Annotated in this window: 23 protein-coding genes; 11 read left to right on the forward strand and 12 right to left on the reverse strand. The window is 51.4% G+C overall.

What is annotated here, in order from left to right:
• Positions 1-89: 89 nt before the first annotated feature.
• Positions 90-977: an MBL fold metallo-hydrolase gene (locus AD948_RS02455; RefSeq protein WP_061470488.1), complete on the reverse strand. Its 888-nt coding sequence runs from the start codon at positions 975-977 to the stop codon at positions 90-92.
• A 52-nt stretch (positions 978-1,029) separates the two neighbouring features.
• Complete coding sequence (locus AD948_RS02460) at positions 1,030-1,362, reverse strand: YciI family protein (RefSeq protein WP_248845893.1); 333 nt, start codon at positions 1,360-1,362, stop codon at positions 1,030-1,032.
• 115 nt (positions 1,363-1,477) lie between these two features.
• Between AD948_RS02460 and AD948_RS02465 the strand changes: the two genes are divergently transcribed.
• Positions 1,478-2,371, forward strand: coding sequence for a LysR family transcriptional regulator (locus AD948_RS02465; RefSeq protein WP_025829524.1), 894 nt, complete (start codon positions 1,478-1,480; stop codon positions 2,369-2,371).
• Between the two features lie 58 nt (positions 2,372-2,429).
• On the opposite strand, the gene AD948_RS02470 is transcribed toward AD948_RS02465, so the two are convergent.
• The gene (locus tag AD948_RS02470; protein ID WP_061470489.1) at positions 2,430-3,176 is read right to left on the reverse strand and encodes an SDR family oxidoreductase; all 747 of its coding nucleotides are present in this window, start codon (positions 3,174-3,176) and stop codon (positions 2,430-2,432) included.
• 149 nt (positions 3,177-3,325) lie between these two features.
• Between AD948_RS02470 and AD948_RS02475 the strand changes: the two genes are divergently transcribed.
• Positions 3,326-4,240 (forward strand): helix-turn-helix domain-containing protein, encoded by a 915-nt coding sequence (locus tag AD948_RS02475; protein WP_061470490.1) that lies wholly within the window; start codon positions 3,326-3,328, stop codon positions 4,238-4,240.
• A 19-nt stretch (positions 4,241-4,259) separates the two neighbouring features.
• On the opposite strand, the gene AD948_RS02480 is transcribed toward AD948_RS02475, so the two are convergent.
• Positions 4,260-4,742: a DUF2938 family protein gene (locus AD948_RS02480; protein WP_061470491.1), complete on the reverse strand. Its 483-nt coding sequence runs from the start codon at positions 4,740-4,742 to the stop codon at positions 4,260-4,262.
• 103 nt (positions 4,743-4,845) lie between these two features.
• Here AD948_RS02480 and AD948_RS02485 point away from each other — a divergent pair, with 103 nt between their 5' ends.
• Positions 4,846-5,298: an Rrf2 family transcriptional regulator gene (locus AD948_RS02485; RefSeq protein WP_082782260.1), complete on the forward strand. Its 453-nt coding sequence runs from the start codon at positions 4,846-4,848 to the stop codon at positions 5,296-5,298.
• Between the two features lie 75 nt (positions 5,299-5,373).
• Here AD948_RS02485 and AD948_RS02490 read toward each other — a convergent pair whose 3' ends face one another.
• Positions 5,374-6,300, reverse strand: a complete 927-nt coding sequence (locus tag AD948_RS02490; RefSeq protein WP_061470492.1) for an aromatic alcohol reductase — start codon at positions 6,298-6,300, stop codon at positions 5,374-5,376.
• A 66-nt stretch (positions 6,301-6,366) separates the two neighbouring features.
• Here AD948_RS02490 and AD948_RS02495 point away from each other — a divergent pair, with 66 nt between their 5' ends.
• On the forward strand, positions 6,367-6,819 hold the full coding sequence (locus AD948_RS02495) for a winged helix-turn-helix transcriptional regulator (RefSeq protein WP_082782261.1): 453 nt from the start codon (positions 6,367-6,369) through the stop codon (positions 6,817-6,819).
• 289 nt (positions 6,820-7,108) lie between these two features.
• Here AD948_RS02495 and AD948_RS02500 read toward each other — a convergent pair whose 3' ends face one another.
• Complete coding sequence (locus tag AD948_RS02500) at positions 7,109-7,975, reverse strand: NAD(P)H-binding protein (RefSeq protein WP_061470493.1); 867 nt, start codon at positions 7,973-7,975, stop codon at positions 7,109-7,111.
• A 115-nt stretch (positions 7,976-8,090) separates the two neighbouring features.
• Between AD948_RS02500 and AD948_RS02505 the strand changes: the two genes are divergently transcribed.
• Positions 8,091-8,453 carry a winged helix-turn-helix transcriptional regulator gene (locus AD948_RS02505; protein ID WP_007284623.1) on the forward strand — a complete coding sequence of 121 codons (363 nt, stop codon included), beginning with the start codon at positions 8,091-8,093 and terminating at the stop codon, positions 8,451-8,453.
• Positions 8,454-8,831: 378 nt separating this feature from the next.
• Here AD948_RS02505 and AD948_RS02510 read toward each other — a convergent pair whose 3' ends face one another.
• The 3 genes from AD948_RS02510 to AD948_RS02520 all read right to left on the reverse strand — a co-directional run bounded on the left by AD948_RS02510 (position 8,832) and on the right by AD948_RS02520 (position 10,719).
• Complete coding sequence (locus AD948_RS02510; RefSeq protein ID WP_140329580.1) at positions 8,832-9,518, reverse strand: hypothetical protein; 687 nt, start codon at positions 9,516-9,518, stop codon at positions 8,832-8,834.
• Between the two features lie 86 nt (positions 9,519-9,604).
• The gene (locus tag AD948_RS02515; protein ID WP_061470505.1) at positions 9,605-10,282 is read right to left on the reverse strand and encodes a nucleotide-binding protein; all 678 of its coding nucleotides are present in this window, start codon (positions 10,280-10,282) and stop codon (positions 9,605-9,607) included.
• Positions 10,283-10,296: 14 nt separating this feature from the next.
• Positions 10,297-10,719 (reverse strand): hypothetical protein, encoded by a 423-nt coding sequence (locus AD948_RS02520; RefSeq protein ID WP_156478896.1) that lies wholly within the window; start codon positions 10,717-10,719, stop codon positions 10,297-10,299.
• Positions 10,720-11,000: 281 nt separating this feature from the next.
• Here AD948_RS02520 and AD948_RS02525 point away from each other — a divergent pair, with 281 nt between their 5' ends.
• The 6 genes from AD948_RS02525 (at position 11,001) to AD948_RS02550 (ending at position 16,427) form a co-directional block, all read left to right on the forward strand.
• Positions 11,001-11,324, forward strand: a complete 324-nt coding sequence (locus AD948_RS02525; RefSeq protein WP_248845895.1) for a plasmid mobilization protein — start codon at positions 11,001-11,003, stop codon at positions 11,322-11,324.
• The gene (gene traI / locus AD948_RS02530) at positions 11,305-13,011 is read left to right on the forward strand and encodes a TraI/MobA(P) family conjugative relaxase (protein ID WP_061470496.1); all 1,707 of its coding nucleotides are present in this window, start codon (positions 11,305-11,307) and stop codon (positions 13,009-13,011) included. The genes AD948_RS02525 and traI overlap by 20 nt, the downstream gene beginning before the upstream one ends.
• Positions 13,012-13,170: 159 nt before the next feature.
• Positions 13,171-14,790, forward strand: coding sequence for a class I SAM-dependent DNA methyltransferase (locus AD948_RS02535; RefSeq protein WP_061470497.1), 1,620 nt, complete (start codon positions 13,171-13,173; stop codon positions 14,788-14,790).
• Positions 14,790-15,191, forward strand: a complete 402-nt coding sequence (locus tag AD948_RS02540) for a nucleotidyltransferase substrate binding protein (RefSeq protein ID WP_061470498.1) — start codon at positions 14,790-14,792, stop codon at positions 15,189-15,191. Before AD948_RS02535 ends, AD948_RS02540 begins: the two co-directional genes overlap by 1 nt.
• Positions 15,188-15,493, forward strand: a complete 306-nt coding sequence (locus tag AD948_RS02545) for a nucleotidyltransferase family protein (protein ID WP_061470499.1) — start codon at positions 15,188-15,190, stop codon at positions 15,491-15,493. The genes AD948_RS02540 and AD948_RS02545 overlap by 4 nt, the downstream gene beginning before the upstream one ends.
• Positions 15,486-16,427, forward strand: coding sequence for a restriction endonuclease subunit S (locus tag AD948_RS02550; protein WP_061470500.1), 942 nt, complete (start codon positions 15,486-15,488; stop codon positions 16,425-16,427). The genes AD948_RS02545 and AD948_RS02550 overlap by 8 nt, the downstream gene beginning before the upstream one ends.
• Positions 16,428-16,598: 171 nt before the next feature.
• Here AD948_RS02550 and AD948_RS17515 read toward each other — a convergent pair whose 3' ends face one another.
• From AD948_RS17515 to AD948_RS02560, 3 genes are all read right to left on the reverse strand, one after another.
• The gene (locus AD948_RS17515) at positions 16,599-17,099 is read right to left on the reverse strand and encodes a hypothetical protein (RefSeq protein ID WP_082782262.1); all 501 of its coding nucleotides are present in this window, start codon (positions 17,097-17,099) and stop codon (positions 16,599-16,601) included.
• Positions 17,100-17,113: 14 nt separating this feature from the next.
• Positions 17,114-18,307 carry a GIY-YIG nuclease family protein gene (locus AD948_RS02555; protein WP_061470501.1) on the reverse strand — a complete coding sequence of 398 codons (1,194 nt, stop codon included), beginning with the start codon at positions 18,305-18,307 and terminating at the stop codon, positions 17,114-17,116.
• Positions 18,300-19,937 (reverse strand): DEAD/DEAH box helicase (locus tag AD948_RS02560; protein ID WP_061470502.1); only part of this gene is annotated, 1,638 nt, incomplete at its 5' end. The genes AD948_RS02555 and AD948_RS02560, both read right to left, overlap by 8 nt.

Consider the following 19,937-nt stretch of genomic DNA (forward strand, 5'->3'; position numbering starts at 1 on the left):
CGTACGCCTCGCGGCGCCCGAAACCCTTCAGGAAAGCGGAATGTCCGCAATGGAATTGAACGAGGTGAACAGCGGACATAATGGCAGCCCTAGAGGAAAGACCAACCCCTTCCCTGGTCGTATGTCATCACTTTTCCAGCGGATGTCATCGGAAAATGCGATGTGAATACTGCTGCGGTGTGTTCGGCAGCATAATTCAAAGCCCATTTTCGCGATATGATGGCTATCTGAGGATCTGCATCAAAAACGGCACTCCACTCCGGAATACATACCTGAATGGGGTGATGCATGACATCACCCGTGAAGAGCGCACGCTCCATACCTGATTTCAGCACGAGAGACGCGTGATGGGGCGTATGCCCAGGTGTGGGGTGAAAGGAGATTCCTTCAAGAACTTCGGATCCGTCTACGTCAATCTGATCCGCAAGATCCGCCGAGATAATCGGATCAACGCTATCAATGCGTGTCATGAAACTGGTTTTATTGCGGACGCTATCATGAGCCGGATTACTGAAAAAATCATATTCGGCTCTAGAAAAGACATATCGGGCATTCGGGAAGGTCGGAACCCAGATGCCATTTTGCAGGCGTGTGTTCCACCCCACGTGATCAACATGCAGATGGGTGAGAAGAACAAAATCGATATCTTCTGGTCGGACGCCAGCGCGCATCAGATTTTCAAGCCACACGGTCTGCAAGTGATCGAAAAACAGAGCAGCAGGTCGAGCCTTGCTATTCCCGGCCCCCGTATCCACAAGAATGTTCCGACCGCGATCCTTGATGAGCCAGCTATGAACGCTCAAAAGGACTTTCGTTTCTGAAGCATCCAGCGTTTCAGACAGATCAGGATAAGCCTGAAGTGCCGTTGCATCATCCCAGTCAGGAAGCAAGAGTTCTGGAGTGAGTGCTGCTAGCGTCAGATCCTGTATTTTTAGTATGCGGGCATCCCCTACAGTATACCACTGAAGATCGTTCATAATCCCAAGGCCCTCTTTTCGTTTTTATTTCTCAAAAGACACAGCGCTGTTGTCATGAAGGGAAAAGAGACTTCAATTCTTGCGGGAGTTTGCCAGTTGCATGGTTTGACAGGCACCCGAATAGCGGGTCCCATTCTTCAATGCGCAGATCACAAATCAAACCTTCTGATGCAAAGGGATCACCGGCAATCATCGCGTCAATCTCCTGCCGATTGGCACCTTTCATAATCAGAAAGCCGGAGCGCAGTGGGGTGCCTTTCAACGGACCGGAGGCCAGCAGTCTGCCTTCCTGAATAAGGCGCCTGAGATACAATACGTGTACTGCGACATGCTGTCCCCATCCCTCGCCGTCAGGGTGGTCCATGCGCACAAGATAAACAGGCATTTCGAAAGACTCCATCAGAACTGGACTTGCCAATCGCTCGAAGCCTTCAGCATATTCCTCTTTTTCGCTGGATAAATTGTCGATACAAGACATCAGTCACAACTGAGGATGGTGAATGCTTGACCGGTTAACCAGCATGAAGATTTTTATCAAGGTTGTGGAATTGGGATCTTTTGCTGCGGCCTCCCAGCATCTGACTTTGTCGCCGCAGATGGTGGCCAAGCATATAGAGGCTCTGGAGCATCACCTTGGTGCTCGCCTGTTGCATCGAACGACACGTCGGCAAAGTCTGACTGAAACAGGACGGCTCTATTGCGAGCAATGTCGGCTTGTTCTGCAGGCTGCTGAACGAGCTGACAGTCTGGCAGCCAATACGCTTGGCACACCCCGCGGTACATTATCTGTCAGTGTACCCGTCACTTTCGGGCGAACAGTATTGCTGCCATTTGTTCACAATTTTCAGAAAAGATATCCAGAAATTCAAGTCCATTTGTCACTGACAGACCAACTGATTCACCCCACAATGGACGGTCATGAGGCTGTGATCCGAATTGGTGAACTTGAGACGGACCTTACAGTGGTCAGTCGCCCTTTGACGGCCTATCGTCGGGTCATCTGTGCAGCTCAAACCTATCTGGAAAAACACGGTTTTCCAGAGCAGCCCGAAGATCTGATGCGCCACGAGTGTCTCGTGTATGAAAATTCCGGCGGCCCTGTAACGACCTGGCACTTTTCTCAAGGCAGCGTTACGCGGCCAGTCACCGTTTCCGGGAGGATAATCAGTAATGATTCAAGTGTTCTGCATTCTGCAGCACTTGCTGGCGATGGTATTCTGGTGGGATATAAGCAGGCCCTGCTTCCTGATATTAAAAATAAACGGCTTGTCCGGCTTATGCCCAGGTGGACAGTTCCGGACAGGCCCATGCACCTGCTCTATAACGCAGGTCCAGTTATGACACCAAAGCTGCGGGTCTTTGTGACCGAGCTTCAAGAGGCTTTCCAGCCTTAAGCCTCTTTTCGACGGTAGGGTGCCTGACTCCTAAGCTCAGCTGGCGATCAGTTTCTGTTCACCATCCCTGTTCAGTCGGAAGAACAAAAAGTTCTGCAACATCCATACGTGCAGGTGATTTCAGAGCAAAAAGAATACTGTCTGCTATGTCCTCGCCTTCGAGAAAGGTCATGGACGCTGCAAGATCATCCATCTGTTTGCGGTAATCAGCATCTGTAATGTGGTCGTAAAGCTCCGATTTTACGGCTCCCGGCTGAATGCAGGTAACGCGGATATTATGCTTTGGTCCGATCTCCATTCTGAGGCCGTCTGAAAACGCTGTTACCGCAGCCTTGGTGGCGCAGTAAACGGCGAGACCCGTAAAGACTTTCCGGCCTGCAATCGAGGACATGTTGAAAATATGGCCCGAATGCTGTGCGATCATCTGCGGAAGAACGGCTGCCGTTGCATTAAGAACACCGGATATATTGACGTCCACCATCTGCTGCCATTCGTCCACTTTCAGGCTGTCAACGCTGGATAGGGGCATCAGGCCTGCATTGTTGACCAGAACATCAATCCTTCCAAATTGGGCGATCAAGCTCTTTGCCGCTTCTTGACACGAGACAAGATCAGTAACGTCCGTCACCAGAGGAATGGCTCGACCGCCAGCCTTGGTAATTTCACTAACAAGCGTCTCCAGGCGATCATGACGACGTGCCGCCAGGCCGACTGTCATTCCTTCTGCTGCAAGTTTGCGCGCTGTTGCCGCACCAATGCCACTGGATGCTCCGGTCACCAGAGCAATTCTTCCTGCAATATTCATAATCTTCTCCACACGACGAGCCTTCAATCGGCCTTAATTGTCGAAGGAGGTGTAAATTATGCCAGAAGATATCTCGCTTGGCTTCTTGCTGAAACTATTGCGATTTTGCGCTATAGATAGTCGCGCATGGAAATGAGAGAGTGTAGCAGATGGTTTTGTCCCGCCTTCCTTCTCGGCGTGCTGCCAGTTTGACACTGGAGCAACTTCTCCCCGGGAAGAAAGTCGCGCAAAGTAAAGGGGATGTCTGGAAGGATGTTGACGTCCAGATATTCACTCGCCCGGTACAAAAAGACGAAATTCTTGTACCTGCCGTCGCAGAACCCCTGCTTGTTTGGATTATCCGCGGAGAAGCAAATGTCGAAGAGCGTGAACTGACAGGGACTTGGCAGCAGAGCAAGGCAAGAGCAGGAACATTTTACCTCACGCAGACGGACACACCCTATCTGATGCGTTGGCAGGGCAAGGAAGACACTTGTTTTGAGGTGTTGCATCTCTATCTTGGACTTGAGCTTGTCTATCGAGCTGCCATGTCATTAAATCTGAATTCATCCCGTATTCGAATGTGGGATGTTTCGGGCGGGGAAGATGCTTTCATATCAGGAATTTTGAGTGGTCTGATAGCTGAAATGCAATCTTCCGTTATTGCAAATCCCTTATTTGTAAATGGCCTTCTGGAAAGTCTGACAGTTCATCTTTTAAGACAGTATGCTGATACCAAGGCTAAGATAAAGCTACGATCCACTCTCTTGCCCACATGGAAACTGCGTAAAGTTCTTGATCATATGGAAGCACATCTGGCTGAACCATTTGATTTGGATTGTCTCGCTGCTTTGTGTGGCATGAGCCGTTTTCACTTCAGTCGCTTATTCCGCACAACCACGGGACAAACCCCCTCTGGTTGGTTCATGCAGCGCCGCGTCCAGAAAGCATCAGAAATGCTTCGTAAGACCAATCTTTCCATTATCGAGATTGCCTTGAGGATCGGATACGACAGTCCAAGTCACTTTGCTCAGGTCTTCCGCAGAGTGACAGGTGTCAGTCCTCGTAATTATAGAAAACTGTAATCACTCTATGAATAAGGTTTCAGAAAACACCTTGGTAAAAAAGTTCACCTAAATACAGTCCCATTCCAAAGACAGCATGAGCGCTTATGCTGAGAAATAGTCCTTTTCCAGGATTGGGAGCCCTAAGCCCGAAAAAACCGCCGCCCAGAGCAGGTTTCATAAACAGAAAAGGCGCTAAAAGGGTAACAAGTCCGAAGAGCAAACCATTTAACAATGTGGGGACTGTCTTTGCTATGACCGCCACAAAACTGAGGTACAGTGCGGCATAAACAGCACCAATCAGGTAATGAAATACCCAACCGACAGGTGCCTCTCCTTTCAGGGAGGGTCTTTTTCCAATCATTGGGTCATAGATCCTGCCGTCACGCCACCCTATGACCCAGCGGCCGGTGACAGGCCAGTTGGCTGCAGGAATTCCAGTCAATGGTTTCTGGGCCTGTTGCCAGATATCGGATGCAGCAGTCGCCACGACGCCGACTGTCAGAATTTCGAGCAAATTCATACAGCATGTCCTCGAAGTAAGAGTGTTCGCACACACTTTCATGTCACTTTTCGAGTTTCATGATATACTGACGAAATCGCACTCTAGCAACACATGAAGTTACATGAGACAAGATAACAGATTATCCTGTGCGCTCCACGTACTCCTGCACATGGCAGAAGCAGGTGGCCCCATGACGTCAGAAGCCCTGGCTCGCGCCCTTAACACCAACCCCGTGGTTGTGCGACGTCTTATGGGCGGTCTGCGTGAGCATGGATATGTACACTCCGAAAAAGGACATGGCGGCGGGTGGACGCTTTCATGCCAGTTGGATCAGGTAACGCTGCGAGATATTTACGAGGCTCTTGATGCCCCAAGATTATTCGCCATAGGGAACCGGAGTGTGGAGACTGAGTGCCTTGTTGAGGAAGCCGTTAACCACGCCATGAGTGGCGTCCTGGCCGATGTTAAGGCCCAACTTCTCGCGCGTTTTGGCCAGATTACACTTGCAGCACTTCATGCTGACTTCCATCAGAGGCTAGCAGAACGGCATGCTCCGGCCACGCTCTGCAAGTAAACCAAGGGGCGAATGGCTAGGATTGATGCAGAGCTTGTGTCTCCCGGAATTCAGATGTCGCAAACAGTGAGTGGTTTAAGCTACATGACGTTGCTGGCGTTTTAGCCAGGTCATGACGTCGGTTACTTCAATGCCCTGTAAAGCGTTGAAAGTCTGTTTCTTGTCCCATGCCACGCCAGTATCGCGTGCGAACGCAAGACGATATTTCCGTATTCCGTCATCAGGGTGTGCGGCGATTTCTGCGCGTAGCCTATCCATATCCCACAGTTCCCGAATGACAGGGCGGCCGAGATAGTGCTCCATCTTTTCGGCGAGTTGAGCGTAGGAAAACGTATCCCCGGCAACGTAAACCACCTCGTTCTGGATCGGCGGTTTATGGGCGAGGATACTCGCTGTGAGTCGCCCTATATCTTCGGAAGTGGTCACCGTCAGACGGTTATCCCAACTGCCGAGTGCGCGAACCTTGGCACCCTGAAGGTCCACCAAACCGAAAGCTGGTTCAAACAGAAAGCTGGTGAAGATTCCTGTCGAAACAATTATCCATCGGGTCGCAGATTGATTGCGCAGCATGTCCCTTACGTCTGATTGCTCATCAAATACTGGCTGCCCGCTGCCACGTCCAACAACATCGTAATCGACACCGAACTGCCACGGCACATAACGGTCCACCCCAGCCTTCAGGACAGCACTGGTAATTTTACGTTGTGTTCCGGGACCACCAACAAACCCGGTACAACATATAATTGTATTGAACTTGGCGAAGAGGGCGGAGAGGTCCTCTACCGTTTCCGTCGAAAGATCAGCATAAACGATCTGCAGGCCTTTTTGCTTTAATTGTCGCGCAATATCCGTTCTGGTGCTTGCGCTTGATGGTCTGAGAAGAACGCTGATTGACCGAGTGCATTCCGCGTTCTGTTCAAGCAGGCCGGTGATGACAGCAAGCCCAAGCTCTCCGGCGCCGATGACAAGGGTTTCAGCGACAGGGGTCTTCATCTCTGGCATCAGGAATTCCTTATAATTATGAAGTTAAAATAAGACATGATGTAGCAATGAGAAGAAGGTACACGAGTGATACCGTTCGATAATCTGGACTTCGATGCCGTGATGGCTCAGTCGCAGGCAGCCTGTGCTGCTCTCAGTGACAACGATGGCGGGTTGAAGCGAGAAGTGCTTGCGCATGCCGGCAACAGATGGTCACTCGGTATTGTCCATATTCTTGGTGTTGCTGGTACTCTGCGGCACGCAGAGCTGGCGCGGCGGCTTGAGGGAGTTACCCAGCGTATGTTGACGCGTTCTCTTCGTCAGTTAGAACGCGACGGTCTTATTATTCGCCATGATTACGGTGAGGTCCCGCCACGGGTGGATTATACTCTCACTCCGTTGGGAAAGGGGCTGCTCGTAGGAATGATGCCTCTTTGGCGGTGGATTATTGACAACGCTGCGGCATTCAGAACGGCACGCGATCGGTTCGACAGTGAGAGGAATAGCACTTTCGTTGAGCCTCGTGACGGTCTGAATTAGCAACAGTGTTTAGGCGGCGGAGCTAATGCGCCATGGCACTCCGCTTTTGAGGATAGCGTTGGTGATTGTGACGAGAGGCCGCTCAAACACAGTTGCTAGCCGCCCCGGACGCCATCGCCCTGGAAAGCCATCTGGTCGAGTGCCCTGGCAACGCCGACATCCAGTTGGACCTGACCTCTTGCTGAACTACGCCTCCAACGTGGTCATGTACCCGCAATTCCAAGCCTACTTGCACCGGTGGCGCGGACCTCCGTCGAATGGCGCAGCAAAGCACCCAGCAAGTGCGGTGCTACGACTGCCCCAGTCCTCCGGCGATACTCGCCAGAATTTCGGCCAGGGAACACGGCGTGCCTCCGGTCAAACGCACGATGTCACCGCTGACGATGTCGTAGGCGCCACGCGCCTGCCGCGCCTTCATCGATACCACGGCATCGGCAACCACGTCAGGCAGACCCGTTTTGAGCAACCCGGCTCGCAACACCTCGGCGGGCATAACGTTCAAGGCAAAGGGCCGCTGGATCTGCTGTGCGACCAGTCTGCAGACCGCTTCACCACGCAGGGCTTCAGAGCCTGTCAGCTGATATATGGCGCCCTCGTGGCCCTCGCTGGTCAATGCGGCGGCGGCAGCTTTGGCCACGTCGCCGCGCGAAACGAAACTGACGCGGCTGTCCTCAAGCATCGCAAGCCCGCCTGCCGTCAAAGACATCCGCACCTCTTCGACCAGCGTCTCGGAAAAATAGCTCATACGCAGTATCGTCCATGCGGGGATCGCGCTCTTGATCAACGCCTGCTCACTGTGCCAATACGCCGCCCCAACGGCGGACTCCCCCTCACGCTGCGTCCCGGTTGCCGACAACAGGAAGACGTGACCGACCTCGGCCTGTGCAGCGGCATCCACGGCCGCCAACATCTGGCGCGAACGAATCCCCGGCCGCAGATCAGCCCCCGGAATCAACAACAGGCGATCTAGGCCCTGATAGGCCGCCACCAATGTCTCGGATTGGTCGTAGTCGCCTAAGCGACCTGCGTAGGTTCGATCGGTCTTGGGGGTGCGCGAAATCGCCACCAAGTTTTCGGCCGCAACCGTTTCTGCCAACGCCTGAACAACTGCGCTACCGAGCTGGCCGCTGGCACCGCTCACACCTATTTTCATCATCAGATTCCATGGTTATTTATGGTTCTTTAGGATAAATTTGTTCCTATAAGCTAACAAGTACGCATGAATTCATGCGTCAAGAACACCCAGGTTCCTGTCGCCCCAAGGAGTAGCAATGGAAAATGTAGAAGCTGAATGTCGCGGCCTGGCAGAGGTGATTGCACGCATTGGCGACAAGTGGACGGTCATGGTCTGTGGCCATCTCTCAGAAGGCACCCATCGTTTCAATGCGTTGAAGCACCGCATCCCCGGCATCTCGCACCGGATGCTGACCATCACTCTGCGCGGGCTCGAACGCGATGGACTGGTGGCTCGCAAAGCCTATGCTACCGTCCCGCCGAAGGTTGAGTACTGTCTGACCCCATTGGGGCAAAGCCTGACAGGACCTCTGGCAGCCCTGGCAAGTTGGGCACGCGAGAACCGTCCCGCCCTTGAACAGGCCCGCGCCGCATTTGATCGTCGTGCCGCGCAGGACTGAACTGGCGTTGAGGTGTGATGAAGCGCGCCGTCAATCAGCGGCGCATGCGGGGCATCATTCCATCAAGTTGAACCACTTAACCATGCGCTCGCTCAGGTGTTTGTCCAGAGATGTAGGTTCATTTTGCTACAGTATAATTACCAATATGCGCAGCATCGTGAGGCACATGAGCGGAAATTACTGGCAGACGGGAACAACGGTGACGGCATACGCGAGTATGTCGGACTTGCCACGCGCACATGTCCGGTTTTGGAAATCTTTATCGCGCCTTGTATGTCGAGGATGAGGGCGTAAGCCGTAGGTCGGCTTATCGCCGAGCAAGCGTCCAAATAGCTCAATCCAGATGACCACAGAATTTCCATCTACACGCAACCATCGTCAAGGCAGCCTCCAACCATCATAAACAGCCCCACCCCCGCCATCTGTTGTCACTGAACTGAGACAATAGCCGTTCTGTACACGCCATCCACTCCCTGCACATTTAAGTATCTTGGCAAGGTCACCCGATTTGTAGAGCTTGTAGATCGGATCGATCAATCCGTGTTCATAGAGTTGTCGGGCTGTCTTCCCAGCCTCACCCGTCGCCCAAGACGTCATCGCCAGAGCATTCATGTCACGGGCATCCGCCATTCCTTTTTCGTAGCCGGTTTTCTGCCCAGCGTTAGACCCCGCGCTATACCCTGCTTTCTGTCCGTCCGCAGTTCCTTTGTTGTATCCTGCATTATAACCAGCGTCATAATGGGCGTCATGAAACTGTGTTCTTCCGGCCCACAAGACTGTAACCAGACCTATACAAACAAGTGCAAACACCGTAATTGAAATTGCACTCCACATCTGCATCTTTCGCTGCAGGATTGTAGACGCAACGACCTGCCCCGCCGCAGTGACAGCGGAATTCAAATCTGATTTTATCTTTGCCTCATATCTCTGCATTGCCTGACGTGAATTCTGATTGAACTCATCAGAGATGACTTCAATGGCCTGCGGAATATCCTGCAATGCTTTCGTATAATACTGAAAGGGTATCAGGATCAGCCACAATGCATCGTTATCCCGGATATCCATTGCAGCCTTGATCCGGTAATGCTCCTGGATCTCGGCGTCCGTGGGATTTCGTCCATAAAATCCCTGAAAAACGGTCTCGAATTTTGTCATTCGATAACCTCCTCAAACATCTTTTTGATTTCTGCCCGCCATCTCAAAAGTTCAATCCGATTACCAATCGGGAGATCTTCCGCCGCCTTCTCAATCGTCATCCGCTTGATGTACAAATCGTCCGCAACCCGATCCGCGAGCTCCGGAAAAATAAGTGACTTTCCACCAAGTTGTTCAATATATTTCTTGGTTTGCGAGTTATTGTATGTTTCAAATTTTTCTTTGTTACCAAAATAAGAGTTCATAAGAACGTTTGTTTTAGATTCGGGAATTTGTTCTAAAAAATTTCTTAACAATTCTACGCAGTCACGCTGCCGATTGATGACCCAGAACGTGAACAGCTTGCGTTTCAGCAATGGTAAGGCCTGTTGAAGTCGATCCCCATAAGTCTGTACTGCATGATCATTCCGGGCCGCCGAATTAATGACAACGACATGGTTTTTATGACGGTCGCATTGAGTGATGAGATCCATCCAGCCATCAACGTGATCAAGATTTAAAGCGACTGCAGTTGTCACGCCACCATAACATTTCAAGACATCAGGATTTGAATTATCTGTCTCAACAAGTAAGACATTTTTACCCTCATTTATCAGGAAATCGATGAGACTCATGCTCACCATTGATTTTCCGACACCCCCTTTTCCACCGCCAACCAGATAAATATTCTCCATGCGATTCATCCTTTTCACAACGTATCGCGGTCTGGCGCGATCAGAAATTCAGCCTGATTTTTATCTGCCTTCGCTGTCTGCTTTTTTGTCTGTTTTTTTATTGGGTTTTTTACCGTCACTTTGGTGACTTTTTTATTTTCAGTCGTAGAATTTTTAATCTTCTTCGTATTATTTTTTGGTTCTTTTCCACCATCAGGATTTTGACCTTTTAGATATGTCTTCAACGTCGAAACCGTGATTTCAAAATCATTCTCTCGGAGGAAGTCAGTAATCTGTTCGAACCCATATCCTCGTTTTCTCAATGTAGCGATATCGTTGGCCAGAACGGCAATACTTTCTTTATTGCTGAGCTGAATCTCATCTGCTTTCAATTCCGGAAGTTCGGATATTTTCTTTCTTATAGAGTCTATTTTTGATCGCATGTGATATGTGCGCATTGTCGTCCCCGCTTCAAATCAGTCAACTGATTCGCTGTTGTGATTTCATTATACATTATCTTGATTATTTTTTACGGCGCAAAAAATTGCAATTTTTGACATGCCGCAAATTTCTCTCGGTTGTGGTAAACTATCACTGATTCGATTTACAGGATGGGGTTTGTCACACACATGCGCCGCATGGTGTAACAAACCACGCCAGACCGTTCGGCGCTCCGCGTCTCACAGGCTGGCTCCTTCCTGCTTCTTTTTCTTTTCTTCTTCCAAAAGAAGGAGTCCACATGATGCCTTTTGAAGTCAGAGGTCGTTTCCCATTGGATGCAATCGTCAATGTAAGACTGACGACGGATGAAAAAGACAGACTGAAAGAGGATGCCACCCTGGCTGGAGTGAGTGTCTCAGAACTGGTCCGACGGCGTTATTTTGGTCGTCCGATCGTTGCCCACACTGATATCGCCATGATCCGGGAGTTGCGCCGTCTGGGCGGACTTCTCAAACATCTCTACCTATCAAGCAACGGTGACCATGCGCAGGAAACACTAGCCACCCTGCACGCCCTGAAAGCGGCAATTGAGGCGATCAGTAATGATCATCAAGAAGATTAAAAATCCAAAGAAATCGACGTCAAAATCTGAGCGAATATGGCGGTTGATTCTCTACGTCACAAGTCCGGAAAAAACCGACACGTCTGAAAAATGTATCTATTTCGGAGCGCGGGGTTTTCTGACGGATTTTCTTAAGAGTCAGATCGCGGAGATGATCGCACTTGCAACTGAAGCCGCGCGGTCTGCTGACACCGTGAACCACTACGTGCTGAGCTGGAAACGCGGCGAAAGTCCGACGACAGAACAGGTGGATGACGCCGTCACACTGCTACAAAGAGAGATGGGACTGGAACAGCATCAGATTGTCTACGGACTGCACGCAGACACCGACAATCGTCATCTGCATGTTGTGGTCAATCGTGTAGATCCAGAGACACTCCGATGCACCGAAATCAATCGAGGATTTGACATTGAAGCTGGTCACAGGGCCATCGCTTTGATCGAGCACGGTCAGGGATGGTCACGCGAGGGAAATGGTCTTTATCAGGTCGACCGGGATGGAAAACTGGTTCGCTGCAATCGCCCCGGAGATAAGACAACTCCAGTCAAAACCGATAGCAAAAAAGCGGAGCGCAGAACCGGTAAAAGGTCTGCACGGGATGTCGCCATTGAAGAGGCGGTTCCTGTCATTAAAGCAGCAACATGCTGGGCTGACGTTCATGAGAGTCTGGCACGGAAAGGCATGAGCTACCGCCGACATGGCAATGGCGCTGTCATCATGGTTGGAGATTCAGCAGTCAAAGCCAGTCAGGCTGATCGGCAGATCAGCTTTATCCAGATGCAACGCAGGTTGGGACCGTACGAAGAGCCTGATGAGGCTGCGGAAATACCCGCTGACGGCACTCTTACCATTCCTCTCCTGGTAAGACCGAATGATGTCGATTTGAGCGACTACCACCTGGAGCGCAAAGACTACGAAGCGGCGAGAACAAAAGCATTATCAGACGTTGCCCGTCAGCATGCAGACCAGAGGACCAGCCTGAAGGAAATGCAGCGCCGGGAACGCGAGACCGTTCTGAAGGGTAGATGGCGGCGACGTGGCGTGGCGCTCAACGCCCTACGGCATGCGCTGGCTGACGAACATAGGACAGCCCTTCGCCTTCTCCATGAACAGCAGAAGCAAGAACGCCTTGCCAATCGAAAGCGATTGCCTCCCTTCCCCACGGTAGAGGAGTGGTTGAAGGCGAACAGGGATCCGTTTCTGGCGGCGCTGTGGACACACCCAGAGCACTTCATGCGTCTCGAGGGACATGGGACACGTTCCGATAGCGAGAGGCGAGTTTACAGCATCCCGGGCTTCAGGTCTGTCGTGCGGGGAGCCTATGTCCATTATTGCAGACTTACCGATCCAGAACATATTGCCTTTTCCGATCGTGGCGATCGGATCGATGTCTGCGACACCACAGATCGGGAAATCATCCTGGCATCCTTGCAACTGGCAGCCAGCAGATGGGATCAAGTCAAAATTACCGGGACCGACGATTTCAAAGCGCGCGTTGTGGACCTTGCCGTTGAGTACGGCTTTCTGTTGAAGAACGAGGATCTTCGCCAGACCGTCGAAAAAAGACGTAAGGAAGTTGAGGAACTCAAAATCGCAGAGCAGAAGCAAAAAGAAGAAAAAACAAGACAGACTTCCCTTGCGAAACGCTCACTCTCCCATAAACCTTCAGAGGGGTTCGAGCGCTGAGCAGAAATACTGTGTCCAGTCATGTCATCCTGGTTGACCATCCCTACCCAATAACTGACGGAGATTCACAGACCTCCATCCCGCCATTATCTCTCGACCAGATGGCCGGTTTCCTGCAAACTAGAGTATCTGATTATCTGAGAAACAAGGCTTTCTTTCATGCCACGCGGTCGCCCTCGCAAGAACCCTGATGCTGCCCCTGCTCCCAAGAAAACCACCAAGGCGAGTAAGGCCAAGACAGCGAGCGCGACACTGGGCTTTGAGCAGCAGATGTTTCTGGCGGCTGACAAGCTGCGCAAGAACCTTGAACCCTCAGATTACAAGCATGTGGCCCTTGGCCTGATCTTCCTGCGCTACATCTCCACAGCCTTTGAAGCCCGCCATGCTGAACTGATGCTGGACGACCCGGCAGCGGCGGAAGACCCGGACGAATATCTGGCTGAAAACATCTTCTGGGTGCCCGAGACTGCCCGCTGGTCTCACCTGAGAGACAACGCCCGTTCCTCCGGCATTGGCAAACTCATTGATGACGCCATGCTGGCCATTGAAAAAGCCAACCCGGAACAGCTCAAGGGCGTTCTTCCCAAGGATTACGGACGGCCTGCCCTTGATAGCGTGATGTTGGGGGAGTTGATCGACCTAATCTCCGACATCGGCATGGGCGATACGGATGATAAGGCACGGGACGTGCTGGGCCGGGTCTATGAATACTTCCTTGGCGGATTTGCCGGAGCCGAGGGCAAACGTGGGGGCGAGTTCTACACACCATCCAGCGTGGTACGCACGCTTGTCTCCATGCTCGAACCCTATAAGGGCCGGGTGTATGACCCGTGCTGTGGCTCTGGTGGTATGTTCGTGCAGTCTGAACGCTTTGTGGAAACCCATGGCGGCAAGCTGGGTGACATTGCCATTTATGGGCAGGAGAGCAACCACACCACATGGCGTCTGGCCCGCATGAACCTTGCGGTGCGGGGTATTGGCGCGGATATTCGCTGGAACAATGAAGGCAGCTTTCTGCGGGATGAACTGAAAGACCTGCGCTTTGACTACATTCTGGCCAACCCGCCCTTTAATGTGTCGGACTGGTGGAATGCGTCTTTGGAGGAAGACCCGCGCTGGCAGTATGGCAAGCCACCTGCGGGCAATGCCAACTATGCGTGGCTCCAGCATATCCTGTGGCATCTGGCCCCCGATGGCACCGCTGGCGTGGTGCTGGCCAATGGCTCCATGTCCTCCAACCAGAACAGCGAAGGTGAAATTCGCCGCCGGATGGTGGAAGCCGATGTGGTGGATTGCATGGTGGCCCTGCCCGGTCAGCTCTTTTATTCCACCCAGATTCCAGCCTGCCTGTGGTTCCTCACCCGCACCAAAAAGCAAAAAGGCTGGCGAGACCGGCGCGGGGAAATCCTGTTTATTGACGCCCGCAAGTTGGGCAAGCTTATTGACCGCACCCGTCGGGAACTGACGGACGAGGACGTGGCCCGCATTGCTGACACCTACCACGCATGGCGTGGAGAAAAGGACGCGGGCACCTATACCTATGAGGATAGTCCGGGCTTCTGCAAATCCGCGACACTGGACGAGGTGGAACAGCACGGCTTTGTGCTGACACCGGGCCGCTACGTGGGAGCAGAGGAAGCCGAAGAAGACAGCGTGCCATTTACCGAACGCTTTGCTGCTCTTGAGAAAACTCTGAAAGAACAGTTTGCGCAGGGTGAAGAACTGAACACAAAAATTACCGCCTCCCTGAAGCTGATCGTGCAGAAGGAAAGCGCGTGATGCTGTATCTCACCCCACTGGAACGCGCTCTCGACCGACTGAAGGAAGGCTGGACACGCCACCTTGCCCAGCCCGACGACGAGCAGTTGCGGGACGGCCTGATCCAGCGTTTCGAGTTTACCTATGAACTCAGCCACAAAACCCTGAAACGCTTTCTGGAAGCCAATTCAGCCTCTCCCGAGGAATATGACCGCATGGGCTTTCCGGATATGATCCGCTCCGCCAACGAAGCCGGACTACTCAAAAGTGCATGGCCCCAGTGGAGCGTGTTCCGTAAAATGCGCAACCTGACCAGCCATACTTACAACGAGGCCACTGCTAAACAGGTTGTAGCCACCATTCCAGACTTTATCGCAGAAGCCGAATTTCTGCTGGCCACGCTGAAAGAGCGCACAGCGTGACAGGACAGATCGACATAACGCCCGAAGAACGGGCCATTGTAATGCGGATACTCAACGAGATTGTGCCCGACCGTGAAGTGAGGGCTTTTGGCTCGCGTGTCACAGGCAAGGCGAAACCTTTTTCTGATCTTGATCTGGCGATTATGGGTGATGAGCCTTTGTCTTTAGAAACACGAGCATGGCTGGAAGAAGCTTTCTCTGAGTCAGAACTGCCGTGGAAAGTTGATGTGTTGGATTGGGCAGTGACAGATAACCATTTTAAAGAAATCATTTGTGAAAAATCAGGAATGATCAATGTCTGAAATTTTTCTCACGACAGTGATTGATTTGGTAAATGCAAACATTATAGCGCCACCTATGGATGGGAACCATGGTGAAGCACACCCTAAATCTGAGGATTATGTTTCGGATGGAATCCCGTTTATAATGGCCTCGGATTTGGTATCAGGACATGTGGATTTTCAAAAATGTAAGTTTATTCAAAAAAATCTAGCCGATACTTTACGCAAGGGTTTTGCTTATCCAGACGATGTATTGTTGTCACATAAAGCCAGTATTGGTAGAACAGCCATTATACAGAAAAATCCTTACCCTTATGTTATGTTAACACCACAGGTTACATTTTATCGCGTTATAGACAAAACAAAATTACTCCCCCATTTTTTAAGATATTATTTTGAAACTAAAGATTTCCAAGATGTTTTCTCAGCATGGGCGGGAGGTGGCTCAACCAGATCGTATTTGGGCATTACAGCTCAGTTGAAGCTTCCCATATTTATCCCTCCGTTACATACACAAACAGCTATCTCTTCTATCCTCGGCTCTCTTGACGACAAGATAGACCTCAACCGCCGGACGAACGAAACGCTGGAAGCCATGGCGCGGGCGTTGTTTCGGGACTGGTTTGTCGATTTTGGCCCGACACGGGCAAAAATGGCCGGAGAAACCCCTTACCTCGCACCAGAACTGTGGAAACTCTTTCCCGATAGGCTGGATGATAAGGGAAAGCCCGAGGGATGGGAAACATCAGCATTTAACCAATGCGTAACCATTCTTACAGGGGGAACCCCCAAAACTTCTGTTCCATCATATTGGAATGGAAATATACCTTGGTTTTCGGTAGTCGATGCACCTACGGAGAGCGATGTTTATGTTCTGGATACAGCAAAAAAAATTACACAAGACGGACTGAATAATAGGGGATTTATATATCTGTATGACCCAAATCGAGAATAAATTCATAATACATTGATTTATAAAATTTTATTTTCCACGGATGAAAAGTTGATAATTGCTAGGCCATGGCAATTATCGCTTAGTGCGCGCGGTCAGAATGCAGTCTTCAACGATTTAGCAGGGATGGAGCTTATAACCTGTATCAAGTGTCTTTCGACCCAAATGGGACTTTTACTTTAGATACTCCTTCGCCCAAAGCAGTGCATTAAGCGCGCCTATCTTTGCTTCAGAAACGGAAGAATACAGTTTCCGCCCCGATTTTGTGATTCCTGATGCGCGGTTTTTTATATTTACGCTCCACTTATCTTGTCGAGCGTAAATTACCAGATTGAAACCTTCTACGTTAAGGTAAGGGTTTCCCATTCGAGACACTCTCCATGTGCGGTTTGCCCATGATGTTCGACGTTTGGCTGCTTTTTTCAGACGCTGCTCACGCTCTCTTGGTCTTTTATAATCTTCTTCCATGTGCTCGGCACAGACGCATCCGACCTGAAGCTGATCTACATAATCAGGATGTTCCATGATATGAACATATCGGATTTCTATGCTTTCACACATTTGGCAAAGCTGTTGTGGTTCTTCGAGATCATCGACTCCAACGCATGACCAGCCTTTCTTGGGAACGCCTGCTTGCGACCACTTTCCGCGTTGAGTATGGCTGTTTGTATGCATTGCCCTACCTATCGCTAATCCATTTTCACAAGTGAGGCTGTCTTGGGATCATAGATGTAGTCAGTGATCGAACCATCTTTGATCCGTTCCACGACCTCATCAACAATGAACACCGGCACAAGAAACCACTCGCGCGGAACGATCGGGTTGCCGAAGCGATCCATGATCGTGACATCCAGACGAGCCGGTCCAAATACGCGATGGATCAGCTTTTCCAGTCTGGTACGATTGATGTTGAACAGCTTGTATGTGGCGACGATTTCAACGTCAGCCATAAGAAATGTCGGGTCCAGTTTCGCATTTGCCACACGTTTGGCGACATCGCCGCCGGTTACGCCGATCTTGTGCAGAAGATCACGTTTGGATGCTATCACCGGATCATCGGATTTGCTGCGAAGGACATAGATCGTGCCGCTGGCATGATCTCCGTCTTCGTTCTCAGCCGCAAAGAGAGGTCCGGCTTTAGGTTCCGACACTGCACGGCTTATCTCGTCTTTATAAAGGGCACGCTGCATGGAGCGAAGCAGAAGACTGCTCTCAGTGCCATTGGAATAGATGACACGAAGGCGGGCATCGTTTTGACCGTTTGGAGCTTTGATCGGGCTCCCGACTTTGGCAACGTAGGCAATCTGGCCGCCGACGATGAAAAACTGCCCGGCTTTGATGTCAGTTTTCAGGAACCCGGCATCCTTGCGGATCGGTTGAGTGATCCGCACCCCACTATCGAGGTCACTCTGCACGGCATCGAATATGGGCTTGAAACGCTCGAAATCCTTGCATTGTTCGCGATTGGCGATTTCCTCAGCCGCACGTTTCTCTGCCGTCGTGCGAACATACCGGAGCTTGGTGATGTCCACTGTTTCCTTGCTGTCGGTTAGCTCTGCCAGCAGTTCATCGTCGTCTATATCTGACTGATCCGCGATGTGACTGCCAGCGTCTTCAAGCAGGCCCTGATCGTCGAGAGGCGCAAGAAGTTCCCGACACTCCTCAAGACCGCGTAATCGATCAAGACGAACGGCATATAGGCGTTCGAAGATGTCACGATCTTCTCCGTGTTGCGGAGCATGACCGTTCTGCTCGACAAAACGCTGAATTTCTTCAAACCCGGCAATGATCCGCTCTTCACGCGGTGAACGGCCATTCTTTTTCTCCGGCTTGGCGAAGTCATCAAGTTCAGAGCGGAGTTCGTCAAGATCCATGTCACTCATAACGGCCCTCATCTTTGAAGCGGACAAAAGCTGCTGCGCCTTCGGCCATTCGCTGTTCCCATGGATCTGTGGAGGTGATCGATGGAAGCCTGTTGCGCTCTTTCTTGAATCTGAAAGCCCGCAGGGCCAGTTCTTTTGCTTCTTCCGGCGTAAGCGTGGTGCGTTTTGCCGCGATGACAGCAGCGACCTGTTTCAGGCTTTCTTCCGTCATCGCGCTTGCAAGAATCGCATAGGCCTCGCCAAACGGATTGATGCGGTCGATCAGATCAATATCGAGTTCACGCACACTGAGCGCAAACTGGCGAACTCCGTTGATCAGGGCATTATTCCGGGTTTGCCTGTCTTCCGGGCCGCCCTCGGCCCCATTTCCGGAAGTCCCAGTTTCTTCCTGATTGACGCCTTCAAGGGCGTATTGCTTGCCCTGCTGTGTGAAGTTCAGCGCAGCGATCGCATGCTGACGGACGGCTTCCTGATCTTCCGCATCAAGGTTAGGATATTTCTCCTTGATGATTTTACCAAGACGGACCTGAGTAATCTCCTCCGGGATCAGTTCCTCATTGAACAGCCCCTGCTCAATGGTCGGCTTGTCCTGAACGAATGTAGCAGTGATCTCATTGAGATCTTCGCGGCAAATACGGATTGCTTCCTCGCTCTTCGGCGTGGTTAGTCCCTTGACCTCGATATGATAGACGCCCTGCTCCTCGCTGAAACCGACATTGGTTTTTTCGGGATCATATCCTTCGGGACCGTAATCGAAGCCAGGCTCCTCGTTGTTCTGCGGTGTCTTTAGTCGGAACTCGAATCTCGGCGTCAGTACCTGCTCCATCAGCAGGCTCGCAGCGATGGCCTTCAGCGTGTCGTTGACCGCCTCGTTGACGGCTTCACTGGTCGCATCGGGCTCGGCTATGAGATTGGAGAAGCGCGCGCGGGTCTTGCCTGGAGCATCACGAGTTGCACGCCCAATGATCTGCACGACCTCAGTGAGGCTAGCCCGATAGCCCACTGTGAGGGCGTGTTCGCACCAGATCCAGTCAAAGCCTTCTTTCGCCATGCCGAGGGCAATGATGATATCGACGTAATCACGATTATGCTTCTGGGTCGGGTCCCGCAGTGCGGCCGAAACCCGATCCCGGTCACTGTTGTCATCGACGAGATCAGCAATCCGCAGAACCCGCCCTTCCGGTGTTTTAACAAGATGAAAGCCGGTTTTTTCATCACGGCCCTGCCATTCGCCCAGGGCTTCGATGATGTGCTCGACTTCCTTGACCTTCTGCTTCGTGCTTTCGCGCGAGTTCACACTCGGAATGTGAATGATTGTCTTCTGGGCCGGATCAAGAACCTTCAGAATATCGTCGGCGTAGGAATTTGCGTAGAAGAAGTATCCGATATCCAGTTGTTTCAGATATTTGTAACCGTTTAGCTGCTCGTAATAGGTATAGGTAACACGCTCGAATTTGCGTTCGTCTTCGTCAGACAGAACTGCCGCCGCATCTCCACGGAAATAGGAGCCGGTCATGGCGACGATATGGGCGCTTCCATGTTCAATGATTTGTGCAAGCTGCTGTCCGAGTTTGTTGTTCGGGTTTGCCGAAACATGATGGAATTCGTCTATGGCGACCAGCCGCTGGTC

It is taken from the genome of Acetobacter senegalensis (genome assembly GCF_001580995.1).
Lineage (GTDB): Bacteria > Pseudomonadota > Alphaproteobacteria > Acetobacterales > Acetobacteraceae > Acetobacter > Acetobacter senegalensis.